This window comes from Lentibacillus juripiscarius (assembly GCF_042685205.1).
GTDB lineage: Bacteria > Bacillota > Bacilli > Bacillales > Amphibacillaceae > Lentibacillus > Lentibacillus juripiscarius.
The window spans coordinates 48,614-74,647 of sequence record NZ_JBHUNA010000001.1 but is presented as its reverse complement, the minus strand read 5'-3'; the positions used below and the strand labels follow the sequence as shown (position 1 = coordinate 74,647).

The 26,034-nt window shown below is 43.2% G+C and carries 23 protein-coding genes and 6 tRNA genes; 27 read left to right on the top strand and 2 right to left on the bottom strand.

Going from position 1 to position 26,034, the window contains the following annotated elements; all coding sequences use genetic code 11:
* The first annotated feature begins 156 nt into the window (after positions 1 to 156).
* From era to ACFSUO_RS00370, 14 genes are all read left to right on the top strand, one after another.
* Positions 157 to 1,059 (top strand): GTPase Era, encoded by a 903-nt coding sequence (era, locus tag ACFSUO_RS00435; RefSeq protein WP_382389949.1) that lies wholly within the window; start codon positions 157 to 159, stop codon positions 1,057 to 1,059.
* Positions 1,060 to 1,152: 93 nt separating this feature from the next.
* On the top strand, positions 1,153 to 1,302 hold the full coding sequence (locus ACFSUO_RS00430) for a YqzL family protein (protein ID WP_382389948.1): 150 nt from the start codon (positions 1,153 to 1,155) through the stop codon (positions 1,300 to 1,302).
* Between the two features lie 34 nt (positions 1,303 to 1,336).
* Positions 1,337 to 2,080: a DNA repair protein RecO gene (gene recO, locus ACFSUO_RS00425; protein WP_382389947.1), complete on the top strand. Its 744-nt coding sequence runs from the start codon at positions 1,337 to 1,339 to the stop codon at positions 2,078 to 2,080.
* Between the two features lie 291 nt (positions 2,081 to 2,371).
* Positions 2,372 to 3,250 carry a glycine--tRNA ligase subunit alpha gene (gene glyQ / locus ACFSUO_RS00420; RefSeq protein WP_382389946.1) on the top strand — a complete coding sequence of 293 codons (879 nt, stop codon included), beginning with the start codon at positions 2,372 to 2,374 and terminating at the stop codon, positions 3,248 to 3,250.
* The gene (glyS, locus tag ACFSUO_RS00415; protein ID WP_382389945.1) at positions 3,250 to 5,337 is read left to right on the top strand and encodes a glycine--tRNA ligase subunit beta; all 2,088 of its coding nucleotides are present in this window, start codon (positions 3,250 to 3,252) and stop codon (positions 5,335 to 5,337) included. Before glyQ ends, glyS begins: the two co-directional genes overlap by 1 nt.
* A 53-nt stretch (positions 5,338 to 5,390) precedes the next feature.
* Complete coding sequence (locus ACFSUO_RS00410; protein ID WP_382389944.1) at positions 5,391 to 6,050, top strand: helix-turn-helix transcriptional regulator; 660 nt, start codon at positions 5,391 to 5,393, stop codon at positions 6,048 to 6,050.
* A gap of 21 nt (positions 6,051 to 6,071) precedes the next feature.
* Complete coding sequence (locus tag ACFSUO_RS00405; protein WP_382389943.1) at positions 6,072 to 6,872, top strand: pyruvate, water dikinase regulatory protein; 801 nt, start codon at positions 6,072 to 6,074, stop codon at positions 6,870 to 6,872.
* 433 nt (positions 6,873 to 7,305) lie between these two features.
* Positions 7,306 to 9,120 carry a DNA primase gene (dnaG, locus tag ACFSUO_RS00400; protein ID WP_382390210.1) on the top strand — a complete coding sequence of 605 codons (1,815 nt, stop codon included), beginning with the start codon at positions 7,306 to 7,308 and terminating at the stop codon, positions 9,118 to 9,120.
* 24 nt (positions 9,121 to 9,144) lie between these two features.
* On the top strand, positions 9,145 to 10,266 hold the full coding sequence (gene rpoD / locus ACFSUO_RS00395) for an RNA polymerase sigma factor RpoD (RefSeq protein ID WP_382389942.1): 1,122 nt from the start codon (positions 9,145 to 9,147) through the stop codon (positions 10,264 to 10,266).
* Between the two features lie 245 nt (positions 10,267 to 10,511).
* Positions 10,512 to 10,916, top strand: coding sequence for a cytochrome c550 (gene cccA / locus ACFSUO_RS00390; protein WP_382389941.1), 405 nt, complete (start codon positions 10,512 to 10,514; stop codon positions 10,914 to 10,916).
* Positions 10,917 to 11,015: 99 nt separating this feature from the next.
* On the top strand, positions 11,016 to 11,723 hold the full coding sequence (locus tag ACFSUO_RS00385) for a tRNA (adenine(22)-N(1))-methyltransferase (protein ID WP_382389940.1): 708 nt from the start codon (positions 11,016 to 11,018) through the stop codon (positions 11,721 to 11,723).
* A complete protein-coding gene (locus ACFSUO_RS00380; protein ID WP_382389939.1) occupies positions 11,710 to 12,819 on the top strand; it encodes a Nif3-like dinuclear metal center hexameric protein in 1,110 nt (369 codons plus the stop codon). The genes ACFSUO_RS00385 and ACFSUO_RS00380 overlap by 14 nt, the downstream gene beginning before the upstream one ends.
* A 73-nt stretch (positions 12,820 to 12,892) precedes the next feature.
* Entirely contained in the window at positions 12,893 to 14,206 is a 1,314-nt protein-coding gene (locus tag ACFSUO_RS00375) for a DEAD/DEAH box helicase (RefSeq protein ID WP_382389938.1), read from the top strand.
* Between the two features lie 16 nt (positions 14,207 to 14,222).
* Entirely contained in the window at positions 14,223 to 15,116 is an 894-nt protein-coding gene (locus ACFSUO_RS00370) for a deoxyribonuclease IV (protein ID WP_382389937.1), read from the top strand.
* Positions 15,117 to 15,171: 55 nt separating this feature from the next.
* Here the strand turns inward: ACFSUO_RS00370 and ACFSUO_RS00365 are convergent, their stop codons facing one another.
* On the bottom strand, positions 15,172 to 15,453 hold the full coding sequence (locus tag ACFSUO_RS00365) for a DUF2624 domain-containing protein (RefSeq protein WP_382389936.1): 282 nt from the start codon (positions 15,451 to 15,453) through the stop codon (positions 15,172 to 15,174).
* A gap of 156 nt (positions 15,454 to 15,609) precedes the next feature.
* On the opposite strand from ACFSUO_RS00365, the gene ACFSUO_RS00360 reads away from it, so the two are divergent.
* The gene (locus ACFSUO_RS00360; RefSeq protein WP_382389935.1) at positions 15,610 to 16,008 is read left to right on the top strand and encodes a hypothetical protein; all 399 of its coding nucleotides are present in this window, start codon (positions 15,610 to 15,612) and stop codon (positions 16,006 to 16,008) included.
* Positions 16,009 to 16,025: 17 nt separating this feature from the next.
* Here the strand turns inward: ACFSUO_RS00360 and ACFSUO_RS00355 are convergent, their stop codons facing one another.
* Positions 16,026 to 16,352, bottom strand: a complete 327-nt coding sequence (locus ACFSUO_RS00355; protein ID WP_382389934.1) for a hypothetical protein — start codon at positions 16,350 to 16,352, stop codon at positions 16,026 to 16,028.
* Positions 16,353 to 16,651: 299 nt separating this feature from the next.
* Between ACFSUO_RS00355 and ACFSUO_RS00350 the strand changes: the two genes are divergently transcribed.
* The 12 genes from ACFSUO_RS00350 to pstC all read left to right on the top strand — a co-directional run bounded on the left by ACFSUO_RS00350 (position 16,652) and on the right by pstC (position 26,034).
* Entirely contained in the window at positions 16,652 to 18,277 is a 1,626-nt protein-coding gene (locus tag ACFSUO_RS00350) for a Na/Pi cotransporter family protein (protein WP_382390208.1), read from the top strand.
* A 429-nt stretch (positions 18,278 to 18,706) separates the two neighbouring features.
* Positions 18,707 to 18,781, top strand: a tRNA-Asn gene (locus ACFSUO_RS00345).
* Positions 18,782 to 18,784: 3 nt separating this feature from the next.
* A tRNA-Met gene (locus tag ACFSUO_RS00340) sits at positions 18,785 to 18,858 on the top strand.
* A gap of 14 nt (positions 18,859 to 18,872) precedes the next feature.
* A tRNA-His gene (locus ACFSUO_RS00335) sits at positions 18,873 to 18,948 on the top strand.
* Between the two features lie 16 nt (positions 18,949 to 18,964).
* Positions 18,965 to 19,041, top strand: a tRNA-Ile gene (locus tag ACFSUO_RS00330).
* A gap of 9 nt (positions 19,042 to 19,050) precedes the next feature.
* Positions 19,051 to 19,143 (top strand) — tRNA-Ser (locus tag ACFSUO_RS00325).
* 220 nt (positions 19,144 to 19,363) lie between these two features.
* Positions 19,364 to 19,436: transfer RNA gene (locus ACFSUO_RS00320), tRNA-Phe, on the top strand.
* A gap of 195 nt (positions 19,437 to 19,631) precedes the next feature.
* Positions 19,632 to 20,243: a superoxide dismutase gene (locus tag ACFSUO_RS00315; protein ID WP_382389933.1), complete on the top strand. Its 612-nt coding sequence runs from the start codon at positions 19,632 to 19,634 to the stop codon at positions 20,241 to 20,243.
* A gap of 174 nt (positions 20,244 to 20,417) precedes the next feature.
* The gene (locus ACFSUO_RS00310) at positions 20,418 to 21,689 is read left to right on the top strand and encodes an MFS transporter (RefSeq protein ID WP_382389932.1); all 1,272 of its coding nucleotides are present in this window, start codon (positions 20,418 to 20,420) and stop codon (positions 21,687 to 21,689) included.
* Positions 21,690 to 21,760: 71 nt separating this feature from the next.
* Positions 21,761 to 23,842, top strand: coding sequence for a peptidoglycan D,D-transpeptidase FtsI family protein (locus tag ACFSUO_RS00305; protein WP_382389931.1), 2,082 nt, complete (start codon positions 21,761 to 21,763; stop codon positions 23,840 to 23,842).
* A gap of 200 nt (positions 23,843 to 24,042) precedes the next feature.
* A complete protein-coding gene (locus ACFSUO_RS00300) occupies positions 24,043 to 25,011 on the top strand; it encodes a PstS family phosphate ABC transporter substrate-binding protein (RefSeq protein ID WP_382389930.1) in 969 nt (322 codons plus the stop codon).
* Between the two features lie 96 nt (positions 25,012 to 25,107).
* Positions 25,108 to 26,034, top strand: coding sequence for a phosphate ABC transporter permease subunit PstC (gene pstC / locus ACFSUO_RS00295; protein WP_382389929.1), 927 nt, complete (start codon positions 25,108 to 25,110; stop codon positions 26,032 to 26,034).

Here is a 26,034-nt window from a genome sequence, read left to right as displayed (position 1 = left end):
AGTGAACCTTCCGTTAGTGAAGGTTATTTTTTCCACCATTATTTGTCAATTCTTGTTGAAATAATGGTTATTTTTAAAGGTTTTGTCCATAAGCATGAAATGGACATGCATTTATAGTATGATAAAAATTAGCAGATGCTTCGGAGGATATATATCATGAATGACGAATTTAAATCAGGTTTTATAACCATCATCGGCAGACCGAATGCAGGTAAATCAACATTTTTGAATCATGTTATTGGCCAAAAAATCGCCATTATGAGTGAGAAACGGCAGACAACACGGAACCGGATTCAGGGTGTAATGACCAGCGCTGATTCACAGCTTGTGTTTATTGATACACCGGGAATTCATAAACCCAAACACCGATTAGGGGATTTTATGGTGAAATCAGCCGAAGATACCCTGAATGAAGTAGATGCAGTAATGTTTATGGTGAATGCTTCGGAAGGCTACGGGAAAGGGGATCAATATATACTGGATTTGCTTGAGAAGGTTAATCGTCCAGTTTTTCTCGTTATTAATAAAATCGATCTTGTTCATCCGGATAACCTTCTGCCATTAATAGACACATACAGGAACAAGTATGACTTTGAAGCAGTTTTCCCTATTTCCGCATTGCACGGCAATAATATCAGCAGTTTGCTTGAAGATCTTAAGAATCATATGCCGGAAGGGCCGCAATACTACCCGGATGATTATGTAACCGATCACCCGGAACGATTTATCATAAGCGAGTTTATCCGGGAAAAAGTCCTGGAGCTGACAAGGGAAGAAGTCCCCCATTCCATTGCGGTTACTATTGAAAACCTGGAAGAAAGGGAGTCCGGCGCTATCTTCATTCAGGCATCCGTTGTGACTGAACGAAAGACACAAAAAGGGATTATTATCGGCAAGCAGGGAGCAATGCTGAAAAGTATTGGCCAAAAGGCACGTGAAGATATCGAAGCACTGCTCGGTTCCAAAGTTTATCTTGAACTTTGGGTGAAAGTCCAGAAAGACTGGCGCAACAAACAATCACAGCTTGAGGAACTCGGGTATCGCAGCGACGAATATTAGACTTGGTAAATTTTAATACTCATTGATTCACCATATGCGGAAAACATAATACTGCAGTCGTTATAAACATGTTAAAGAAAGGCGGGGTTTCTTGTGATCGACTTTACTTGGAAGTTATTCAGTCAAACAGGAAACATTGAAACCTATTTATTACTGAAAGAGCTTGAAAAAAATAAGTCAACTGCAGATAAGGCCGACCAGCAGGGAGAACCGGAAACATCATCTGCCAATCTGGAGTTGTAAATTGGCCAGCATTATCCATAGAAGGTGAGACTGTTTGCTTGAAAAAATGCAAGGTATTGTCATAAAGACACAAGATTATGGAGAAACGCACAAGATTGTAACATTGTTCAGCAATAAACTTGGAAAAATAGCTGCCATCGCCCGAGGGGCCAAGAAACCAAAAAGCAGAATGGCTGCAGTTACGCAGCCATTCATCATTGGTGAATTCTTTGTTTACGTCAACTCAGGATTGAGTACAATTCAGCAGGGAGATGTCATTAATGCCAACAGAAAAGTCAGAGAAGACATCATCAAAACGGCTTATGCTTCCTATATCGCCGAACTAACCGAAAAATTGACTGACTCCCAGTCGCCTGATCCGGATTTGTATAACCAGCTGCATGAGACACTGCAGTGGATGGCAGAGCATGAGGATGCGGCGGTTCCCGTTATGATGTATGAATTAAAAGTATTTGCCAGGGGAGGATTCAGTCCTGTTGTTGATCAATGTGTCCACTGCGGACAGAAAGAAGGTCCGTTTGCCTTTTCCATTGCAGAAGGTGGACTCCTCTGCCCGCAGTGCAAACATAAGGATCCGGAGGCAGTTCAGCTTTCTACCAAACAGGCACAACTGCTAAGGATATTTGCTGAAGTGGGACTGGAGCGCGTTGGAACCATTTCCGTCAAGGAAGAAAATAGGAAACTGCTCCGCAAAATGATGGATGCGTATTATGATGCTTATGGAGGGTATTATTTGAAATCAAAGCGGTTTCTGCATCAATTGGATAAACTATTGTAGCACTGTCTTCTTGACAAAACAGGATCAGTGCGGTTATATTTTATACATATTTAATAAGTGACTCTGGCAACGAAGGAGAGTAGTACTTATGGGCCCCTGTTTTTAGCGAACCTGGGATGGTGTAAGCCGGGCAGCAGGACTTTAAGGAATGGCACTCCCAAGCGAGTATATGAAAGTGGCTCTTAGTTACAAGAGCAAGTAGGGTGGAACCGCGGAATGAACCCGTCCCTATGTCTGTATAAAGACATGGGGGCGGGTATTTATATTGTTTAGGAAATGGAGGATGAAATGATGACAATACAGGAAATCATTTTAACACTGCAGAAACACTGGTCTGACCAGAATTGTATATTAATGCAGGCGTATGATGTTGAGAAAGGGGCCGGCACGATGTCACCAATGACACTCTTGCGCAGCCTTGGTCCCGAACCATGGAATGTTGCATACGTAGAACCATCAAGACGACCTGCAGACGGCCGTTACGGACAAAATCCCAACCGGCTGTATCAGCATCATCAGTTCCAGGTTATTATGAAACCATCCCCGGATAATATTCAGGATTTATACCTGGAATCATTGAAGGCACTGGGGATTGACCCATTGGAGCATGATATCCGTTTTGTGGAAGATAACTGGGAGAACCCAACGCTGGGTGCTGCAGGGCTTGGCTGGGAGGTTTGGCTTGATGGGATGGAAATTACCCAGTTTACCTACTTCCAGCAAATAGGAGGACTGGAAGCAAGTCCTGTTTCCGTTGAGCTCACCTATGGTATAGAGCGGCTTGCATCTTTTATTCAGGACAAGGAAAATGTGTTTGAGCTGGAATGGACAAATGGTGTCACACTGAACGATATCTTTTTCCAGCCGGAATATGAACATTCCAAATATACGTTTGAAGAATCTGATACAGATATGCTGTTTGAGCTCTTTTCGAAATATGAAAAAGAAGCGGGAGCTGCAATGGAAAAGGGACTCGTTTTCCCTGCCTATGACTATGTTCTTAAATGCTCTCATACATTCAATCTGCTTGATGCTAAAGGAGTTATTTCCGTGACAGAACGAACGGGGTATATCTCCAGAATCCGCAATCTTGCAAGAAGCATTTCGAAAGCATATGTGAACGAGCGGGAACGTTTAGGTTTCCCAATGCTTAAGAAGGAGGCAGAGTAATGGCTAAAGATATATTGGTGGAAATAGGCTTGGAAGAGCTTCCGGCACGTTTTGTCGATGATGCAGAAAAACAGCTGCTTCAGAATACGCAAACGTGGCTTAAAGAACAGCGCATTAATTATGAAACAATCGCTTCTTTTTCAACGCCACGCAGACTTGCAGTCGAAATCAGCGGAGTGGCTGAATCACAGCAATCTGTCCGGGAAGAAGTGAAAGGACCAGCAGAGAAAATTGCCAAAGACGAGAACGGTGAATGGACGAAAGCAGCAATCGGCTTTTCCAAAGGACAGGGGAAAACGGTTGATGATATTTATACGAAAGATGTAAAAGGAACCAGCTACATTTTTGTTGAAAACCAGGTCATTGGCAAGGACACACAGGAACTGCTGCCAGCCTTCAAGGGAATAATTGAGTCAATTTCATTCCCGAAAAATATGCGCTGGGCGGAGCAGTCACTGCGGTATGCACGCCCTGTTCGCTGGATTGTGGCATTGTTTGGCGATGAAGTCATTCCGTTTGAAATAGCGGGTGTTAAAACCGGAAATAAGACGTATGGCCATCGTTTTCTGGGTGATGAAGTAACACTGACATCACCAGCAAATTATGTGAGAGCACTGGAGGAACAGTATGTTATTGCAGATCCGCAGAGACGGCAGCAATTAATTGCCGACGGGCTGGCTGACCTGGAAGATGAACATGGTTTTCAGATACCGGAAGACCACGAGCTTCTACAGGAAGTGCGCAATCTTGTTGAGTATCCTACGGTTTTCACCGGATCCTTCGATTCTGCGTATTTAAACCTTCCGGAAGATGTGCTTACTACATCAATGAAAGAGCATCAGCGCTATTTTCCTGTGAAAGATACAAATGATAAGCTGCTACCTTACTTTGTCAGTGTACGCAATGGAGATGACCATGCGATTGAAACGGTAAAGAAAGGGAATGAAAAAGTACTTCGTGCAAGATTGTCCGATGCACAGTTCTTTTTTGAAGAAGACCAGAAACAAACCATTGATTACTACTTAAATAAATTGGAACGTATCGTTTTTCAGGAGAAACTGGGAACAATCAGTGATAAAGTGAAACGAATCCGGAAGATTACAGAACAGCTGTCACAATGGCTTGCTCTGGATGGCAAGGTACAGGCAGATGCTGCCAGAGCAGCTGAGATTTGTAAGTTTGACTTACCGACAAATATGGTCAATGAATTTACGAATCTGCAAGGAATCATAGGAGAGACGTATGCATTAAATGCCGGAGAAAATAAAGAAGTAGCCCACGCTATAGCAGAGCACTATCTCCCTGTCCAGGCTGACGGAAAACTTCCGGAGACACGTGAAGGTGCAATGGTCAGTCTGGCGGATAAACTGGATACCATTGTTGGCTGTATCGAAGCAGGACTAATCCCGAGCGGGTCACATGATCCGTATGGTTTAAGACGTCAAGCGATTGGGCTGTTAAGAATACTTCACGAGCGCAATTGGAATATGACCGTTGAATCACTGCTGGAATTGGCACAAAGTCTTTATCTGGACACGGGGATTGAACAGTCAGATCAGGAAAAAGCCGGGACGGAATTGGATCAGTTTTTCAAACAACGTGCTGCCTACCTCCTAAAAAGTGTAACAGCCGGGCAGGATATCATTCAGGCGGTGCTGCATGATGATATTGGTGTTATGGCTTATACAATGGCAAAAGCTGAAGAATTATCGAAGCAGCGGAACAATCCGGAGTTTACACCGATTCAGGAAGCCCTTGTCCGCACGCTTAATTTAGCTGGAAAAACGGAGCGGTTTAAGATTGATCCAGCTATGTTCCAGACAGCATCCGAAAAGGAATTATATGATGCGTTACAGGAAACAAAGGAGGCTTTCCGGCACACAAATGAACAGCAGGATGCTCATCAGGCTTTGCAGCAGCTGGGAAGGCTCGCCCAGCCGATACATGCTTTCTTTGATCAAAACATGGTCATGTCCGATGATGCAGCACTTCGTGAAAATCGTCTTTCGCTAGTGAATAATATTGCAGCGTTGATCCGCAGTTACGCGGATTTATCTGTCATTGAGTGGAAACAGCAATTTGCATAAGCTGACTGGCTTTCCTTTTTCACCATGAATAGGCTATAATATTGTAAGGTAGTATGTCACATTTGAACGCACAGGTGGTGAAAAAGGTGGAATTATCCAATAGACAGGATCAAATAATTGAAATTGTCAAAGAAAATGGTCCGATAACCGGTGAACAAATAGCGGAAAGGCTGAATCTGACAAGGGCTACATTGCGGCCCGATCTGGCCATTTTGACTATGGCAGGTTTCCTTGACGCAAGACCGCGCGTTGGCTATTTTTACACAGGCAAGACTGGGACCGAGTTACTGACTGAAAAAATTAAGCAATTTAAAGTATACGAATATCAGTCTGTCCCGATTGTGGTGAAAGAGGGGGCTTCTGTATACGATGCCATCTCTACTATGTTTCTTGAAGATGTCGGGACGTTATTTGTTGTGGATACGCATTCCAATTTGACTGGTGTCCTGTCCCGGAAAGATTTGCTCCGGGCCAGTATCGGCAATCAGGAATTGGATGCTATTCCAGTTCATATCATTATGACCAGAATGCCGAACATCACAATTTGCCATCGGGATGATCTGATGGTCGATGCCGCCAAAAAGCTGATTGACAAACAGATTGACGGCTTGCCAGTCGTTAAAGAAACCGATGCCGGGAAAGAAATCGTCGGAAGGATTACGAAAACAACGATTACGAAAGTTTTTGTTGAACTGATAATGGATGAGTATTAATACGAGAGGGGGAGTCTATCCATGGATAGTAAGCCACTTGTTTACGTTCTTTCGGATTCGGTTGGCGAGACAGCAGAATTGGTCATAAAAGCAGGCCTAAGCCAATTCAACAATGGAGAATACCGCATCCAGCGAGTTCCATATGTGGAAGACAAACAAACGATTGACGACACATTGCAGCTGGCACTGGAAAAGGAAGCACTCATCGGGTTTACACTCGTTGATCCCGAACTGCGTGCATACTTGAATGAACAGGCGGATGACAAGAACCTGGAAGCCATTGATATCATGGGGCCAATGCTGAATGCAATGGAGCGGATATTCAGCAGAAGTCCGCATATGCAGCCGGGACTTGTCCATAAACTGGATGAGGACTATTTCAGGCGGGTCGAAGCCATTGAGTTTGCAGTAAAGTATGATGACGGAAGGGATCCTCGCGGGATTGCCCGTGCTGACATAATTTTAATTGGTGTGTCCCGTACATCCAAAACACCTTTATCCCAATATTTGGCACATAAGCGGCTAAAGGTTGCTAACGTTCCGATTGTTCCTGAAGTTGATCCTCCTGAAGAGCTGTTCGAAGTTGACCCAGCTAAATGTATTGGTTTACGAATAAATGCCGAAAAACTGAATGATATACGAAAGGAAAGACTGAAAGCATTAGGCCTTGGTGATCAGGCCACATACGCAAATATGCAGAGGATCCATCAGGAACTTGATTATTTTGATCAGGTTGTGGGAAAAATAGGATGTAAAGTCGTTGATGTTTCCCATAAAGCGGTGGAAGAGACGGCAAACATAATCTTGCGGATGACGAAATAAGTCTTCCTTTGACGAAAACATTCTGCAGCAGTGCAGGATGTTTTCTGTGTTTAGGCTTATGGGCATGAAATAAGAAAAAAAGTGAAATTTTTTGTTGGTATTTTATATTATTTTGTATTATAATTATAATTTGTGTAAAAAATGTATAAACGAGTGCGCACATCTGTTTTCACAGGAGTCTCAGATATTCAGAAAAATAAAACATTGCAATCCAGGAAGGAAAAACGACTCAGGTGTAGAATACAAGTATGTAAGATGTCTGACAGCACGTTTACCGAGGTGATACAAGAGGTACAATAGGAAAGTGAGCAATTAGTCCTTCTTTATGTTAAACAAGCTTTGGAAGGAAATTTTTTTCGACTTGCTGAAAAAGATTGTCGAAACTTGAAGGATTTTTTTCGTGTGTATAGAAATATAAAGCATGGTGGTCCATATGACTAGTCAAGTATCTGAAGAGGTAATTGAACAAGTGCGTACCTCCAATGATATCGTTGATGTCATTGGGGAGTACATTCAATTAAAGAAACAGGGAAGAAATTACTTTGGGCTTTGTCCGTTCCACGGTGAGAAGACCCCTTCCTTTTCGGTGGCGCAGGAGAAACAGATATTCCATTGCTTTGGCTGCGGAAAGGGCGGAAATGTTCTAACCTTTATCATGGAAATGGAAGGCTATACATTTTATGAAACCTTACAGTTTCTTGCGAACCGGAGCGGAACGGAACTTCCTGAAGCCGTTGAGGAAAAGCAGTCATCCGTCTCGCCGGAAAATCAGCAGATACTTTCTGCATCAGAGTGGGTGGCCAAACTTTACCATCATTTGCTGCGTTTTACGAAAGATGGCAAAAAAGGCTACCAATACCTGAAAGACCGGGGGATAACGGACGAGACAATTGACGCGTTTCAACTTGGCTTTGCACCGGAAGCGAAAGATTTTACCGCTGCTTTCCTTGATAAAAAAGGCTTCCACCAGCAGACACTTATTAAATCCGGTCTCCTATCACAGCACGAAGACAACAGTGTGAGCGACAGGTTCAGGGGAAGGGTCATTTTTCCAATCCGCAACCACCTGGGTAAACCAATTGCTTTTGGCGGGCGGACTTTAGCAGGTCAGGAGCCAAAGTATTTAAACAGTCCTGAAAGTGAGCTATTTCAAAAAGGGCGGATTCTTTATAATTTTGACCTTGCCAAAAAACATATTCGTAAACAGAATCAAGCCGTTCTATTCGAGGGGTACATGGATGTCATTTCCGCATACCAAGCGGACGTGAAGAACGGTGTCGCGACATTAGGCACTTCCCTGACAGAGACGCAGGCCAGGCTCCTAAGGCGGTATGTCGACACAGTCATCATATGCTATGATGCAGACGATGCAGGCAATGACGCCACATATAAAGCTGCGGGGATCCTCCAAAGGGCCGGGTGTGACGTGAAGATTGCCAACTTAAGGGAAAATATGGACCCTGACAGTTTTATTATGGAATTCGGAGGGGAAGCCTTTCAAGATGAGGTTATCAAATTAAGCCTTACGTTTACAAGTTTTTACATGCGGTATCTCAAAAAAGACTTTAATCTTACTCTGGAAGGTGACCGCATACAGTATATAGAGAGGGTCCTGGAACACCTTGCAACGATTGACAGTTCCGTTGAGCGGGAATATTACTTAAAAGAGCTGAGCAGTGAGTATGATATTTCCATGGATTCACTGACCCAGCAAATACAATCACATCGGCAAAAGATGGGAACTGTCAAGGATAAGAGCAGCAGGAACAGTTATACTAATAAGGCACCGGAAATTGGAAAGCCGAAAAAATTACTGCCCGCGTTTCATAATGCGGAACGGCAGCTGCTTGCATATATGTTGCAAGACCCGTCCATTACTGATAAAGTGCAGGAGGAAATAGGTGCATCCTTTAACATTGAAGAGCATAAAATTATTGCCACGCACCTATATGCCTTTTATGAGGAATATAATGAAACAGATGTGAGTAAATTTATTGGAATGCTGGAAGATGAGAATTTAAAGAAGGTAGTCACGGAAATTGCTATGCTTTCTGTTCAGGATGATATAACAGATCATGAAATCAATGATTATATACGGATAATTCGGGCAGAACATGTTAATAAGGAAAACATTCAGTCACTGAAAGAGGAACAAAAACTGGCCGAGCAGCAAAACAATCCGATTAAAGCCGCAGAAATAGCTATGCGGATCATTGAACTTCAGAAGCAATGGAAGAATATAAATTGAATGCAGTTGGAAGGAGGGGGACTCATGGCCGAAAATAAGCCTTCACAAACAAAGGATAATAATAGTGAGCTTACGCTTGATCAGGCAAAAGAACAACTGGTTGAGATGGGCAAAAAGCGCGGTGTCCTGGCTTATGAAGAAGTTGCCGACCGTCTGTCCAGTTTCTCGATTGAATCGGAACAGATGGATGAATTTTATGAGTACCTGACAGATCAGGGTGTGGAAGTAATTGGAGATTCTGAGGAAGACCCAAAAATGCAGGAAATTGCGAAAGAGGAAGAGTTTGATCTGAATGACCTGAGTGTTCCGCTTGGCATCAAGATAAACGACCCTGTACGCATGTACCTGAAAGAAATCGGCAGAGTAGATCTATTGTCTGCTGCAGAAGAGATTGATCTTGCAACCCGTATCGAAAATGGCGAAGAAGAAGCAAAACGGCGTTTGTCTGAGGCCAATTTGCGCCTGGTTGTAAGTATTGCCAAACGTTATGTTGGACGCGGTATGTTATTCCTTGACTTGATTCAAGAAGGGAATATGGGCTTGATCAAGGCAGTAGAAAAGTTTGATTATCGAAAAGGTTTCAAGTTCAGTACGTATGCAACATGGTGGATTCGACAGGCAATCACACGCGCTATAGCGGATCAGGCACGGACCATCCGTATACCGGTACACATGGTTGAGACGATTAATAAGCTAATCAGGGTACAGCGTCAACTGCTGCAGGATTACGGACGGGAACCAACCCCTGAGGAAATCGGGGAAGAAATGGAACTGCCGCCGGATAAGGTTAGAGAAATTCTTAAAATTGCACAAGAGCCAGTCTCACTTGAAACGCCAATTGGTGAAGAAGATGACTCCCATCTTGGCGACTTTATCGAGGATCAGGAAGCTGTTTCTCCATCAGACCATGCGTCATATGAATTGCTGAAAGAACAGTTGGAAGACGTCCTTGATACCTTGACCGACCGCGAAGAAAATGTGTTGCGTTTGCGATTTGGGCTCGATGACGGCCGGACAAGAACACTGGAAGAAGTAGGAAAAGTATTTGGTGTTACAAGGGAACGCATCCGCCAGATTGAAGCGAAGGCACTCAGAAAACTCAGGCATCCTAGCCGCAGCAAACGACTTAAGGATTTTCTTGAATAGTGTATTTCAGTCATTGAGCACAGTTTTCGTGTGCAATGACTGTTCATACATATTTTTGCAAAAAAGCGGTTTCAAAATGTATCTATAGTATAGCATAACATAAAAATTGAAATCGTTCGATAGTCATCTTATTTACATTGTTAAAAAAATGTCACACCTTTTTCCTTTAAAGGTGATCATTTTTTGGATAGAATATATATATAGTTCTATCATTTTATAATGGAATTACATAAGGAGGAACAGCAATGAAGAATCCGGTTATACCCTATGCTTTAACCGCCGCTCTCGGAATACTTTTAGTCATTGTTATATCGGTTGTCGGCCTGAATCAGCAGGAGGCAATTCAGGACGAACAGAATGGCGAAGAGAAGCAGGGAGAGGAACAGCAGGAAAAGTCCCAGGATGAAGGATCCGGAGGCGGAGAAACTGCAGCGAATGGGGAAGAAATTTTCCAGAGCAACTGTGCAAGCTGTCATGGAAGTGATTTATCCGGTGGAGTCGGACCGGACCTGACTTCGGTTGGCAGTGATTATTCAAAAGAAGAAATTAAAGAAATAATCGCTAACGGTTTCCCTCCGAACATGCCCGCAGGAATTGTAAAGGGCAAGAAAGCTGATGCTCTGGCACAGTGGCTTTCAGAACAAAAGTAAAAGACATCATGCAAGCGTCTGAAAGAGTAAGCTTACTGGTATTATGCAGCAGGCTTGCTCTTTTGTTCTTTGAAATATTATAGAGGGAAGGAGTATGAGATGAACAATACCGTAAACCTTTCCAAGCGGCTTAAAGAAACGGCTTCTTTTGTACCACCGGGAATTCGTTTTGCCGATATCGGATCTGACCATGCCTATCTACCTTCATATATTTGCCTTTCAGACTTAACTGCACAGGCCATTGCCGGAGAGGTGAATGAAGGCCCTTTTCAGCGTGCACGGGAAACCGTATCTTTTTATAACTTGTCAGACCGAATCGATGTCCGCCTGGGCAATGGGCTGAAGGTTTTCTCTCCCGGTGAAGTGGACGCAGTGGTGATTGCGGGCATGGGGGGCTCGTTGATTCGGGCCATTCTTGAACATGGCAGCGATCGTATGGCCGGCACCAAGCGTATCATTGCCCAGCCCAACACGGATGAACGGGATGTCCGAAAATGGTTTTCGACTCACGGCTATGTCATTATGGATGAAGTCTTGCTTGAAGAAAATGGCCATATATATGAAATTATTGTCGGTGATAAACATACCGGGAGACAACAGCTGACTGGTAAACAGCTTTTGTTCGGCCCTCGTCTTCTGCAACAGAAATCGGATTTGTTTTATCAAAAATGGGAACAGGAACGGAAGAAACGGCACCGGATCATTGAGCAAATGAAACATGCGAAAGTGCCGGAAGCTGCAAAAATAGCTTCATTTGAAAAAGAATTATTGTGGATAAAGGAGGAAGTGGAAGATGACTGTCCGTAACGCGGATATTTTCAGGACCATGGAAGTGTGGGCGCCAAAATATTTAGCGTATGATTGGGATAACGTGGGGTTGCAGATTGGTTCAGCGCAACAGTCGGTGAATAGGGTGATGATTGCTTTGGACGTTTTGGAATCAACAGTGGATGAGGCAATTGAAAATAATGTTGATTTAATTATTGCTCACCACCCTTTGCTGTTCAAACCGCTCAAACAGCTGGACACAGACTCTCCTAAAGGCCGGGTTATCCGTAAATTGCTTGCCCACGATATAACCGTATACGCAGCACATACGAATCTTGATGCTGCTAATGGCGGAGTAAATGATATGCTTTGTGATTTGCTTAGTATTGATAATCGAGAGATCCTTGTTGAAAACTATACAGAAAAGCTGGTTAAAATAGCTGTGTTTGTTCCAGAAACGCATGCAGACAATGTCAGAGAAGCCATGAGTCAGCAGGGCGCAGGACACATTGGGGACTATAGCCATTGCACATTTCAGTCAGCTGGTCAAGGAACGTTCAAACCGCTTGAGGGAACTGATCCGTATATTGGGTCGCAGGGCAGCTTGGAATTTGTCGATGAAGTCAAACTGGAAACCATTATACCGGAGAAGGATTTGCCGTCCGTGGTTGAGGCAATGATTGCAGCACATCCATACGAAGAGGCTGCCTATGATTTGTACCCAGTCGAAAACAGCGGTACTTCTTATGGGCTGGGACGAATGGGAACACTGAATGAATCCCTGACATTGGCGGAATTGTGTGAACGTGTCAAGAGAACGTTCGACATCCCAAACGTAAGGGTAACCGGTGATTTGTCCGCACCAGTAAAAAAAGTAGCTATTCTTGGCGGAAGCGGGGAAAAATATATTCAGGAAGCAATGAAAATGGGTGCAGATGCATATATCACTGGAGACATGACATTTCATTCGGCCCAGGATGCACAGGAATTGGATCTGTCCGTGATTGACCCTGGTCATTATGCAGAAAAAGTGATGAAAGACTATACGAAGGCCTACCTTGATGAGGCTTTTCAAACGGACGGGCTGCAAGTAATGGTATCCCAGGCCAATACAAATCCTTTCCAAACTGTCTGAGCATTTTTACACGCTACCTTATCGTTCCGTCATTTATGAATAAATACAGCTTGATAAAAAGGAGTAACCCAACATGACTGAACATTTTAGCCAATTCAACTTCCGGCCTATCATGACAGATGTCATCCATAAGCTGGAGTTTAAGAAACCAACGGCCATTCAGGAGCAAGTGATCCCTGCTGTTCTTGAAGGGACAAGCGTTATTGGCCAGTCACAGACAGGTTCCGGGAAAACACACGCATACCTTCTCCCGCTACTGAACCGTCTTGACCCGGAAAAGCGGGAAGTGCAACTTGTCATTACCGCGCCAACAAGAGAATTGGCAACACAAATATATGATGAAGTGAGAACAATTATTGATTACGCCGGGAAGAAAGGAACCTGGTTTGCCAAGCTGCTGGTCGGAGGAATGGATAAGCAAAAAATGATGGAAAAGTTGAAGGAACCGCCGCATATTGTCGTCGGAACTCCTGGAAGGATGCTCGACCTGGTAAAAGAGCAAAGCCTTTCCATTTATATTGCATCAGCCTTCGTGATTGATGAGGCTGACCTCATGCTTGAACTTGGTTTTATTCAGGATGTGGATCAGCTGCTGGTCCGGGCAAAGCAAGATATCCAGTTACTGGCATTTTCCGCCACCATTCCACAGCAGCTTGAACATTTTTACCGTAAATACCTGGAAAACCCGCTGCATGTCAAAGTCGACGATGCATTATCGCCAGAAACATTGGAACACCGGTTTATACCATTGAAAAACCGTGATCCTGCAGAAGTGATTGCAGGGATTTCTGAAACGATTCAGCCATATTTGGCCATTATTTTCACAAACGGAAAAGAAAATGCAGATGCATTGGCCAGTTCCCTGCAGCAAAAAGGGCTTGATACGGGGCTCATACATGGTGGACTGGCACCAAGAGAACGAAAACGTGTCCTGAAAGAGATACAGAACCTCCGCTATCAGTATATCGTGGCGACCGATCTTGCTTCACGCGGTGTGGATATTAAAGGGGTCAGCCATGTTATTAATGCGCAACTGCCAAAGGAAACAGACTTTTATGTACACCGTGCGGGTCGGACAGCACGTGCCGGTATGGAAGGAACAGTGATCAGTCTCTATGACGATAATGACATACGTCTGATGGAAAAATTAAAACAAAAGGGGCTTCCCGTTGCTTTTTGGGATGTCAAAAATGGTGAATGGAAACCTTCCAAGTTCCGGAATGACCGGAAGAAAGACGATACAACGGACCAAGATGCAGATAACATGGCCTGGAAAAAGGTCAAGAAGTATAAAAAGGTTAAACCTGGATATAAGAAAAAAATGAAAAAACAGCAGGAAAAGGCGAAAAATCAGTTAATGAAAAAATCAAACAAAAAGCGAAAATAAGTGTTGGGGTGAGGAAATGTTAAAGATTGGATCACACGTATCCATGAGCGGGAAAAAAATGCTTCAAGGGTCGAGTGAGCAGGCAGTTTCATATGGATCAAATGTGTTTATGATTTATACCGGTGCACCACAGAACACAAGAAGGAAGCCGATTGAAGAATTAAATATTGAAGCTGGAAGACAGCATATGGCGGAGAACGGTATCGTTGATGTTGTTGTCCATGCACCATACATCATTAATATAGGCAACACAACGAAAAAGGAAACGTTTGAATTGGGCGTGGATTTTTTGCGGAATGAAATTGATCGTACAAGCGCAATTGGAGCCGAACAAATTGTCCTCCACCCTGGCTCACATGTCGGACAAGGGGCGGACAAAGGGATTCCTAAAATTATTGAAGGGCTCAATGAAGTGCTTGATCCAAACCAGAATGTTCAGATAGCATTGGAAACGATGGCTGGTAAAGGATCAGAAATTGGGCGCACATTTGACGAACTGGCTGCAATTATGGACGGGGTGACCCATAATGAAAAGCTTTCTGTTTGCCTGGATACATGTCATATCCATGACGCGGGGTATGATGTTGTCCATGACTTTGATGGCGTACTGGATGAATTTGACCGTATTATTGGGCTGGACCGCTTAAAGGTCGTTCATGTGAATGATAGTAAGAATGAACAAGGCGCCCAAAAAGACCGTCACGAAAATATCGGGTTCGGTCATATTGGTTTCGAAGGGCTCCACCATGTCATTACACATCCGCAATTGGAAGAGTTGCCTAAAATCCTTGAAACACCATTTGTAGGTGAAGATAAGAAAAACAAAAAGCCCCCATATAAATTTGAAATTGATATGATCCGGGATGGCTCATTTGATTCGGGCTTGAAAGAAAAAATTGTCAATCAGTAATATAAGCAGGAATAATGTCTCGCACGTTATTCCTGCCTACTTATAACATTCTTTTCTAAAACAAATGTTCCAGACCGTACGCTTTAATGGTTTCCTGGAACAGCTTTTCCGCTTTTTTTGCTGTATTTTCATCCGTTATGCGGGCAAGCTCTCGAAACATTTTTTTGCGGCTCCTGGAGCTGAAAGGATCAACCGTATGTGTTTGTAAATAGGAAGTGATGGCATTTGCTTGTTTTCTGGAAATGGAAAAGTTATATTCATGTGCGTAATGGAGCAGCTCATCTGCCGACAGCTGTTTCATCTTAGTTTTCACGAACTGTTTGATAAACGACGACATATTCTCTCCCCTTAAAAAGTGATCTGATGTACTGTATGCATTAGCTCCAAAAAATTTACTCTCTCCCCTTATCACTTACAATAAGTACCAGCATGATAAACCGCGGACATCCATAAGCTATAAACGCACCTCATCAAAGAAAGAGAGGTCATGCTGATGGATGAAACAAACCGCAGGATAAATAGCTCGGAAAATGGACCGAAGCTTGAGGAACAGCCGGACACGGACGATATGGTTGCAACCAATTTTAATGGCGACGAACCGGATATCGAGGATGTACAAAGTAGACGTGATGAGGAATTTGCCGCAGAAATGACCGCGGACGATATCGCGGATACTGAGGATGATGACACAGAAGCCACCGGAGCTTTTGGCTGGATTGGTGTGGCATTGTCAGTGATTTCTTTTTTCATGATGCCAATCATACTCGGCGGTGCCGGGATAATCCTAGGCTTCATTTCAAGAAATCGGGGTGCAGAAACACTTGGTAACTCCGCGATAATTGTAGGTGCAATATCCATTCTCATCCGATTATTTGTCTTGCCATTCGTATAACAAAAGGGGCTGAAGATTTATTCAGCCCCTTTTTCATACAGCGGGAAATAGTAATATTCACCAGATTCGATACGGAGGGGATCTGTATGGGGATTTAATGTTTTGAAATCGGCTCGTATTTCCGGAATGTCAACTTTACCAAGTTGTTCATTTATTTTTTCGACAACTGACAGCACGGTATCCCCCTTGTCCACTTCTGCACGGATTCCTGTCAGACTCTCTTTTTCGACCCTGTTTTCATCCGTTTGTTCTGTCGTGTTTTCCGGAAGTAATCCTGTGGTAAGGTCTTTATAAATACTAATGAGAAACAATCCAATAAAAATGTACAATCCGAGTCGCTTCATAATTTCTCATTCCTTTATACAGCTCTACAGCCAAATACCTTTTCGTTTGATATTTATGCTAATACATCTGATTTATTACTGCTGCAGCCGAAAGAGAACCTACACAGTCGACTACTTACGCAAGTTTTCATGTACGTTCCCAATGATCCATTCGGGCAAATTATAACCAGGAGCACACGGGAAAAAAGGTGAATGTAAACTTTATGTTAATTTTTCGAGATATACTTTACAAACGCTGTCGAATCCATTAATAATGGGGAAGGTATGTGACAGTTTTCTACATGAAGGGTGGCGTTTCTTTGGATATCGATGTGCAAACACTGATATTTGAATTTATTGGCGGACTTGGCATATTTCTGCTTGGCATCAAATATATGGGGGAAGGACTTCAAAAGTCTGCGGGCGACCGACTGCGGGATATACTTGACAAAACAACGAGCAACCCGTTCCTTGGTGTGCTTGCAGGTATCGTAGTGACAATCCTTATTCAGAGCAGTTCAGGGACTACAGTGTTGACGGTCGGGCTCGTTAACGCTGGATTTATGACTCTAAGACAAGCTATTGGTGTTATTATGGGTGCCAATGTTGGTACAACGGTAACTGCTTTCATTATAGGGATTGATCTGGGTCAATATGCCCTGCCGATTATAGCTGTTGGCTGTTTCTTACTGTTTTTCTTTAAAAACCAAAAAGTGAATAATCTCGGACAGGCTATATTTGGCTTCGGGGCACTGTTCTTTGGCCTTGAGCTGATGAGCAGCGGGATGTCACCATTAAGAAGTCTTGAGGCATTTCAAGAACTCACACTGAGTATGAGTGAGCATTCGATACTTGGTGTCGTTATTGGTACATTGTTTACATTTGTTGTGCAAAGTTCCAGTGCCACGATTGGTATTCTGCAGGGGCTGTTTTCTGAAGGTGCAATTGAATTGAAGGCCGCATTGCCCGTATTATTCGGGGACAATATAGGAACAACCATCACGGCAGTCCTTGCTTCCATCGGTGCAACGGTAGCCGCCAAACGGGCAGCATATGTTCACGTTATTTTTAATCTGGCTGGTACGACTGTCGTATTGCTTCTTTTGGGCTTTTTTACGAATTACGTTATTTATTTGCAATCCTTATTAGATCTTAATCCGGAAATGACGATAGCCTTTGCGCATGGAAGCTTTAACCTTGTCAACCTGATTATTCAATTTCCTTTCATCGGTGCACTTGCATGGATAGTAACAAAAATTATTCCTGGTGACGATACAGTTGTGGAATATAAGCCAAAGCATCTGGATCCAATTTTTATCCAGCAATCATCTACATTAGCACTTGACCAGGCAAAAGCTGAGATTATTCGTATGGGTGAATACTCGTACAAAGGGCTTGAAGAGACCAACTTATATTTAACAACGAAAAGCCAGAAGCATTCGGAAATGTCAATGCAAATCGAAGGTGCACTCAACAACCTCGACCGAGAGATAACGGATTATTTAGTTGAATTGTCAGGTGTATATATGTCTGAACTGGACAGTACCAAGCATACGCTTCTGATGGACTCTGTACGTGATATAGAACGCATAGGAGATCATTTTGAAAACATTATTGAACTGATAGATTATAAAATATCCAACAAAGTCCATATAACCGAACAAGCTCAGGAAGATCTGAATAATATGTTTGATTTGACGATTATGACAGTTAAGGAATCTGTCGAAACATTGGATAAAATGGACCGCGAAAAGGCACTGGCGGTCATGCAGAAAGAAGATCAAATTGATAAAATGGAACGGGATTTCCGAAAGAAACATATCATCCGGATGAATGAAGGCTTATGTACCGGATCAGCGGGAATTGTGTTTGTGGATATTATCAGCAATCTTGAACGTATTGCCGATCATGCAGTAAATATTGCTGAAGCGATTTTGGATGAATAAACAACACTTATTGTACGTGCTCAAAATTGCGTGTCAAAGAGGATCAATAGGACCTAAGTTCGCGACGTCCTTTAATGGGTACGAAATATCGGCACGGCTGCATATTGGCTGCTGCCGGTATTTTTGTATGTCTAAAGTCGGACTTCATTTCATGTAAATACGTAAAATTTTTTCCTTTATTCACTATTGATAATATGGATTGAACATGCTATAGTTATTAATGTTGTCTGTTGCTGATTTGTTTTTTCGGCCTTACATAAATTTTGTGAGCAAAAGTTATTGACATATTCTGCCGAACATGATAAATTATATTTCGTCGCTGATAAAAACATGCAGCAACATGAAGGTTACGTCGTCTTTGGACAGCCTTTTATGTAAAGGTCTGCTAGGAAGAGTACAACAATTTTGATATAATATCATAAAAATTATTCCACAGTAGCTCAGCGGTAGAGCTATCGGCTGTTAACCGATCGGTCGCAGGTTCGAATCCTGCCTGTGGAGCCATATGGCGGTGTAGCTCAGCTGGCGAGAGCGTACGGTTCATACCCGTGAGGTCGTGGGTTCGATCCCCTCCACCGCTATTTCATTCCTAATGGCGGTCGTGGCGAAGTGGTTAACGCACCGGATTGTGGCTCCGGCACTCGTGGGTTCGATCCCCACCGGTCGCCCCATACTAAAATTTAAAGTGGACCCTTAGCTCAGCTGGTCAGAGCTATCGGCTCATAACCGATCGGTCGCAGGTTCGAATCCTGCAGGGTCCACCATTGACATTCGGAGGTATACCCAAGTCTGGCTGAAGGGATCGGTCTTGAAAACCGACAGGCGGGTCAAACCGCGCGGGGGTTCGAATCCCTCTACCTCCTCCATACATATTTAACAGTTATCAAATGTGATTGTAAGTGCAATTGTGATGATAGCAAGAAATTTAATATCATACGGCTCGGTAGCTGGCCGCTAGCAACACCGAAACATCACCTAAGTGCAGGCCTGCGAGGAACGTAATCAACACTGAAATTACTTGCAACGTGACGAGCACCAAACCTGAAGAGATTAAGTGATGATAGCAAGAAATTTTTAATATCATACGGCTCGGTAGCTCAGTCGGTAGAGCAACGGACTGAAAATCCGTGTGTCGGCGGTTCGATTCCGTCCCGAGCCATTTTTCCAAACAAGCATACTTGCTTGTTTTTCTTTTGCACAAAATGAAATCCAAAACATGACGGTACTGCTTATAACTGTTGGCACTTTAAAAACATGCATATTGTTTGCAAGTGTAACCGACCTTTGGTACGGTAAGATTAAAAGGTTGAATCTTCAATCCTTTTAATAAAAGATCTAAGGGAGGATGTATAAAATGGCTCCATTTGAACTGCCAGAACTACCATATGCATACGATGCTTTAGAACCAACTGTTGACAAAGAAACGATGAATATTCACCACACGAAGCATCACAATACTTACGTTACCAAACTGAATGCGGCACTGGAAGGTAAAGCAGACCTTCAAGAGAAATCACTTGAGGATCTGCTCAGCAATCTTGACGCTGTACCGGAAGATATCCGTACGGCTGTACGTAATAATGGCGGTGGACACGCTAACCATAGTCTGTTCTGGAAAGTAATGTCACCAAACGGCGGCGGTGAACCTACCGGTGAGCTTGCTGACAAAATCAATGATAAATTCGGCAGTTTCGACAAATTTAAAGAAACGTTTGAGACAGCCGCAAAAGGCCGTTTTGGATCAGGCTGGGCTTGGCTCGTTGTTCATAATGGTGAACTCGAAGTGACAAGCACACCTAACCAGGATACACCGATTATGGATGGAAAAACACCGATTTTAGGCCTTGACGTTTGGGAACATGCTTACTATCTTAATTACCAAAATCGCCGTCCTGACTATGTGGCAGCATTCTGGAATGTTGTAAATTGGGACGAGGTTGCTAAGAATTATAACGAAGCTAAATAATAAATGAACGCTTCTTTAAAAAACACGGGAAAAATACCCGTGTTTTTTTATACCCAACGATAAAGACATTTGATGTGATGGGGTATACATGCTTATTTTTAACATTTTCGGCATTACATATCCATGCTCTAATTTGCTCACACTATAAATGAACAAAAAGGAGCAATGGATATTATGCACAAAAGCTTACAAGCCTTTACAGGAAAAATGGATATAAACCGTGATCTTATTTTACTGCTTGTCATAGGTGGTCTGTACTCACTAAGTATTTTCCTTTCCAATACCTTTGTGAACATTTATTTATGGCGCCAAGCAGGGGATTACAGCACGATTGCTTTTTACAATCTTGGTATTTATCTGTTCCAGCCGGTGACATTCATTCTTGCAGGAAAAATTGCCAAAAAAGTTGACCGTGTCATTGTACTCCGATTGGGGGTCATATTTTTATCTCTCTTTTTTCTGAGTGTCCTGCTGGTTGCCGATAAAGCAGCAACGTATAACTTTATGCTCGGCAGTTTACTTGGAATCGGCTTTGGATTTTACTGGCTGGCATTCAATGTGCTTACATTTGAAATCACGGAACCTGAATCCAGGGACTTTTTTAATGGGTTCTTAGGTGTCTTGCAGTCATTTGCTGGTATGATTGGCCCATTGCTTGCGGGGACGCTCATCGCCAGAATGGAAGAAACTATTGGGTATACAGTCATTTTTACAATTTCGTTCAGCCTGTTTATTGGTGCAGTTGTCTGCAGCTTTTTTCTTAAACGGCGGCAGGCAGAAGGACGGTTTCATTTCAAGCGTGTACTGACGGAGTGGAACCACAATAAAAACTGGCGAAAAATCCTAAACGCCCATATTTCACAAGGACTACGGGAAGGAATCTTTTTATTTGTGATTTCCATATGGGTGTTTCTTTCAACCGGCAGTGAATTTTCACTTGGGATGTTCAACCTGTTTCTTTCTGGTTTGTCCTTTGTGTTTTACTTCATTGTTACCAGATGGATTAAACCATCCATGCGGAAAAAGTTTATACTAACGGGAGCGCTTATCCTGTATTTCTCGATCTATATTATTTTGTTTGATACTGGGTATGTTCAGTTGATGATTTATGCGGCATTAATCGGTATTGCCTATCCTGTGGTCAACGTACCATACTTTTCCATGACGTTCGATGTGATTGGAAAGGCATGGAAAGCGAAAGAACTTCGGGTGGAGTATATTGTTGTTCGGGAGGTGTTTGCCAATATTGGCAGGGTGACAGCCATTGTTGTGTTTCTTATTGCGATATCATTGGTTTCAGCAGAAGTCATTATTCCATACCTGCTCGCCTTCTTCGGATTGGGTCATATTGTGATTTATCTGTTTGTCAAGGATATTTACCTCGGGGCAGCCGGTACAAATGAACCCATCACGAAGGAGCCAGTGACAGATGAAAAAAATCGATGATTCCTGTTAGAATCAGAAGGCAAAAATGGTATAATGAAGCTGTACAATTTTAAAGGGTGAGGGAGAGAGATATGGCTAACATAAAGAAAAGGAAAAAGGCCCAGTTGCCCTTTCGTTTAAATATACTGTTTTTTGCCGTGTTTTTGTTATTTTCACTGCTGGTTTTGCAGCTTGGGGTTGTTCAGATCCTGAATGGGGAAGCATTCCAGGCGGAAATTGACCGGACATCCAATGATTTCACGGAAATTCCAGTTCCGCGTGGTAAAATGTATGACCGAAACGGAAATTTAATCGTTGGGAACGATGCTGAATATGCAATTACGTATACGCCGGAAAAAGGAACACAGGCAGAAGATAGACTCGACGTGGCAGAGAAATTAGCTAAGTACATTTCCATGGACCCGGGAAAAGATAAACAGTATGGTCTTACATTACGGAACCGAAAAGAATACTGGTATATTCAAAATACGAAAGAAGCAAAAAGCCGGCTCACAGATAAAGAAATTGAAGAAATGGATAATAGTGAGCAATACAGTACGATGCTTGAACGGATTAAAGAAGAAGAAGTTGCGTTTGATAATTTCAGCCAACAGCAGCGTGAAGTAATGGCCATTAAAAAAGAAATGGACAAAGCAATGGCCCTTACACCGCAAATCATTATTAAGGGAAAAGAAGTAACTCCTGAAGAATTTGCACGTGTGGCTGAGCATCTGGATGAGCTGCCCGGAATTAACGCCTCCACAGACTGGAACCGTAAGTATCCATACGGCAGCACGTTTCAGTCGTTTGCGGGCAATATTACATCGGAAAAACAGGGCATATTAGCCGCAAAAGAAGATTATTACATGACGAGGGGCTACAGCCGGAATGACCGTGTTGGCCGAAGTGGTCTCGAGGAGCAGTATGAAAGCGTCCTACGCAGTCGGAAAGAGAAAATTCAGTATACAACAGATAAAAATGGCACAATCGTTGATTCGGATGTAGCCGTCGAAGGGCAGCGCGGGAAAGATTTGGTCCTCACCATCGATATGGAACTCCAGAAAGAAGTAAACAAGGTGTTGCGCCAAGAATTAAAAACGGCCATCCAGAACCAGCCATATGAAAATCATTATATGGATACGGCACTTGCTGTTATGATGGATCCTCAGACAGGGGAAATCCTGGCCGCCGGTGGACAATACTACAACCGGGAGGAGAAGGAATTTCAAAATGCCGGTCAGCGTACGATACACAGTGCATACAGCCCGGGTTCAGCTGTCAAAGGCGCGACAATGCTTGCTGGGTATGAATCCGGTGTGATAAAACCTGGCCAGCGGTTTTATGATACACCGATCAAGATAAAAGGAACGCCGGAAAAAAGTTCTTGGAAAAATCTGCAGTGGGTCAATGACTATGAAGCGCTGAAGCGTTCCTCTAACGTATATATGTTCTATATTGCCATGCGCATGGGTGGCGACTTTAACTATCAGCGAAATGAACCGCTTAATTTTGACCCGAAAGCATTTACTGAAATGCGCAGGTACTACAGTCAGTTTGGTCTTGGTGTTTCGACGGGCATCGATTTTCCATCGGAGTCAATCGGGTATCAAGGTAGTGATCCACTTGCAGGAAATCTCTTGGACCTGGCGATTGGGCAATATGATACGTATACAACCATGCAAATGGCACAGTACGTGTCAACGATTGCCAATGACGGCTATCGCATCCGGCCGCATTTCCTAAAGGCGATTCGTAACCCGGTCCCACACAGTGAGGAGCTTGGTCCGGTATACAAAAGTAATAACACGGAATTCATGAACCGGATAGACATGGACCAGAAGTATATCAACCGCGTACAGGAAGGGTTCCGGCAGGTATTTCAAGAACCTGGTGGTACCGCGTATACCCATTTTGACGATAAACCCTATGCTATGTATGATATTGCCGGTAAAACTGGAACTGCAGAAGCAGACGTTTATGATGATGGAAAAAAAGTACGCGATGCGGAAAACCTGGCACTCATCGGCTATGCCCCACATGATGATCCAGAGGTAGCTTTTGCCCTTATTGTTCCGAAGGCAGGAACAGGCAATAAACATCCGATTAACCATGAAATTGGGAAAGGGATTTTGGATGCGTATTTTAATTTAAAAGACAAAAAAGATGAAGAGTAAAGACAGATACCAGCCTGAGCACTTGTTGCAGTGTTCAGGCTTTTTATTTTACACTTCGGCACTTATGGGAAGTTATTCTTTACGTTATTTTTACACTCAATTAATAGGCAGTTAAAACTGATTAGTTATGATAGGAATTGCAGGGGGGGGAAACGACATTCCTTTTCTGACAAAAAATAACGACAGGGGGCTTTTGTGGTATGAGATCGCTATTTCTACTTGTGGCAATCACCATGTCACTGCTGTTAGCTGCATGCGGCAATGCAGAAGGAAGCAATAATGCACAGGGGAATGATGGAGGAAAGAAAAGTGAAGGAAACGGGTCGTCCGAAGTAGTCGTGGATGGATCATCTACTGTTTTTCCAATCATGGAAGCTATAGCTGAAGATTATCAAAAACAAAATCCCGATGCCCGGGTCAATATTGGTGTTTCCGGTAGCGGTGGCGGATTTGAAAAGTTCGCTGCAGGCGAAACGCATATCTCCAATGCCTCCCGGCCAATCAAAGAAGCAGAAAAGCAGGCGCTTAAGGATGCGGGTATTGATGACTATACCGAATTCGAAGTCGCTCTTGATGGTCTTTCCATTGTCGTTAATAAAGAAAACGACTGGGTTAATAAACTGACGGTTGACCAGTTAAAAAAAATGTGGTCCGAGGATGGCGGTGTAGAAACATGGGCAGATGTGAAAGAAGGCTGGCCTGAAAAAGAAATTGAGTTTTATAGCCCTGGAGCGGACTCCGGCACATTTGATTATTTCAGCGAAGTTGTTCTTGGGGATACGCAAATTCGTAAAGATGCATCATTATCAGAAGATGACAATGTCCTTGTCCAAGGGGTAATGGGTTCCCCTAATGGCATCAGTTACTTTGGATATGCCTATTATGCTGAAAACAAGGATAATTTAAAAGCGGTCCCGATTGTGAATAGTGATGGAAAGGCAGTCAAACCAAGCAAAGAAACCATTCAGTCGGGTGCTTATAATCCATTTTCACGGCCGTTATTTATCTATGTTAAACATGAAGCATTGAAACAAGATGCAGTGTATGATTTTACAACGTATGCACTTGAAAATGCCGGTAAAATGGCAGAAGCAGTAGGGTACGTTGGTAAACCGGAAAGTGGATATGAAAAAGCTTTGCAAAAGGTTGATGAAATAGCCGGTAAATAGGTGGGAGGCAGGTGAGAAAAGATTTCGTACGCTTTTCTCACTTCCTACGTTTGCCATGAGAAGTAGACAGGTTACCCAATGAAGAGAGGTTATTGCATGTCAGTAAATGTAAAAAATAGGATCAAACAGCGAAAAACAAATCGATTTTTCTTGCGTTTTACAGAAAAGGCTGCACCTGTATTCTTTTTCCTGTGTGCGACAATATCGGTTCTTACGACGGTTGGGATTATCCTGACATTGCTTGTCGAAACTATCACATTTTTCAGCAGGGTTTCATTTTTGGAATTTATTACGGGAACGGAGTGGTGGCCGTTTGGTGAAGACCCAACGTACGGTGTTCTTCCGTTAATAGGTGGAACCATGCTGATTACGGTTATTGCCATGCTTGTCGCTCTTCCAGCCGGACTTGCATCAGCTATTTATTTAAGTGAATTTGCCCCGGAGCGGACACGTAAAATTATAAAACCGGTTCTGGAAGTTTTGGCAGGGATTCCGACCATCGTTTACGGTTTCTTTGCTCTGACATTTGTGACACCTGTTCTGGAAACAATTATTCAGGATTTACCCATTTTCAATGCACTTAGTCCTGGGATTGTCGTCGGCGTCATGATTATTCCGATGATTGCATCGCTGTCTGAGGATGCACTTCGCTCGGTGCCGGGTTCCATGAGGGAAGGTGCGTTAGCAATGGGGTCCACACGGCTGGAAGTGGCTATGAAAGTAGTTGTCCCGGCAGCATTATCTGGAATTATAGCTTCATTTGTTCTTGGCATATCACGCGCGATTGGGGAGACGATGATCGTCGCTGTAGCTGCCGGTGCTACGCCAAAGCTGACGTGGGATGCCACGGAATCAATCCAGACAATGACTGGTTATATTGTTCAAGTGAGCCTCGGGGATGCATCATATGGTTCCACAGCATATTACAGCATTTATGCAGTGGGGATGACCTTATTTGTGTTCACATTAATCATGAATCTAGTATCGCACTATATTTCTCGGCGCTTTAAGGAGGACTATTGA

Excerpts from the sequence above, each read along its gene's own strand:
- ACFSUO_RS00305 (WP_382389931.1), top strand. The coding sequence starts at position 21,761 with ATGGCTAACATAAAGAAAAGGAAAAAGGCCCAGTTGCCCTTTCGTTTA.
- ACFSUO_RS00360 (WP_382389935.1), top strand. The coding sequence starts at position 15,610 with ATGGATGAAACAAACCGCAGGATAAATAGCTCGGAAAATGGACCGAAG.
- glyS (WP_382389945.1), top strand. The coding sequence starts at position 3,250 with ATGGCTAAAGATATATTGGTGGAAATAGGCTTGGAAGAGCTTCCGGCA.
- rpoD (WP_382389942.1), top strand. The coding sequence starts at position 9,145 with ATGGCCGAAAATAAGCCTTCACAAACAAAGGATAATAATAGTGAGCTT.
- ACFSUO_RS00380 (WP_382389939.1), top strand. The coding sequence starts at position 11,710 with ATGACTGTCCGTAACGCGGATATTTTCAGGACCATGGAAGTGTGGGCG.
- ACFSUO_RS00310 (WP_382389932.1), top strand. The coding sequence starts at position 20,418 with ATGCACAAAAGCTTACAAGCCTTTACAGGAAAAATGGATATAAACCGT.
- ACFSUO_RS00385 (WP_382389940.1), top strand. The coding sequence starts at position 11,016 with ATGAACAATACCGTAAACCTTTCCAAGCGGCTTAAAGAAACGGCTTCT.
- ACFSUO_RS00410 (WP_382389944.1), top strand. The coding sequence starts at position 5,391 with ATGTCACATTTGAACGCACAGGTGGTGAAAAAGGTGGAATTATCCAAT.
- ACFSUO_RS00355 (WP_382389934.1), bottom strand. The coding sequence starts at position 16,352 with ATGAAGCGACTCGGATTGTACATTTTTATTGGATTGTTTCTCATTAGT.
- dnaG (WP_382390210.1), top strand. The coding sequence starts at position 7,306 with ATGACTAGTCAAGTATCTGAAGAGGTAATTGAACAAGTGCGTACCTCC.
- ACFSUO_RS00300 (WP_382389930.1), top strand. The coding sequence starts at position 24,043 with ATGAGATCGCTATTTCTACTTGTGGCAATCACCATGTCACTGCTGTTA.
- pstC (WP_382389929.1), top strand. The coding sequence starts at position 25,108 with ATGTCAGTAAATGTAAAAAATAGGATCAAACAGCGAAAAACAAATCGA.
- ACFSUO_RS00365 (WP_382389936.1), bottom strand. The coding sequence starts at position 15,453 with ATGTCGTCGTTTATCAAACAGTTCGTGAAAACTAAGATGAAACAGCTG.
- ACFSUO_RS00315 (WP_382389933.1), top strand. The coding sequence starts at position 19,632 with ATGGCTCCATTTGAACTGCCAGAACTACCATATGCATACGATGCTTTA.
- era (WP_382389949.1), top strand. The coding sequence starts at position 157 with ATGAATGACGAATTTAAATCAGGTTTTATAACCATCATCGGCAGACCG.
- cccA (WP_382389941.1), top strand. The coding sequence starts at position 10,512 with ATGAAGAATCCGGTTATACCCTATGCTTTAACCGCCGCTCTCGGAATA.
- ACFSUO_RS00375 (WP_382389938.1), top strand. The coding sequence starts at position 12,893 with ATGACTGAACATTTTAGCCAATTCAACTTCCGGCCTATCATGACAGAT.
- ACFSUO_RS00370 (WP_382389937.1), top strand. The coding sequence starts at position 14,223 with ATGTTAAAGATTGGATCACACGTATCCATGAGCGGGAAAAAAATGCTT.
- ACFSUO_RS00405 (WP_382389943.1), top strand. The coding sequence starts at position 6,072 with ATGGATAGTAAGCCACTTGTTTACGTTCTTTCGGATTCGGTTGGCGAG.
- glyQ (WP_382389946.1), top strand. The coding sequence starts at position 2,372 with ATGACAATACAGGAAATCATTTTAACACTGCAGAAACACTGGTCTGAC.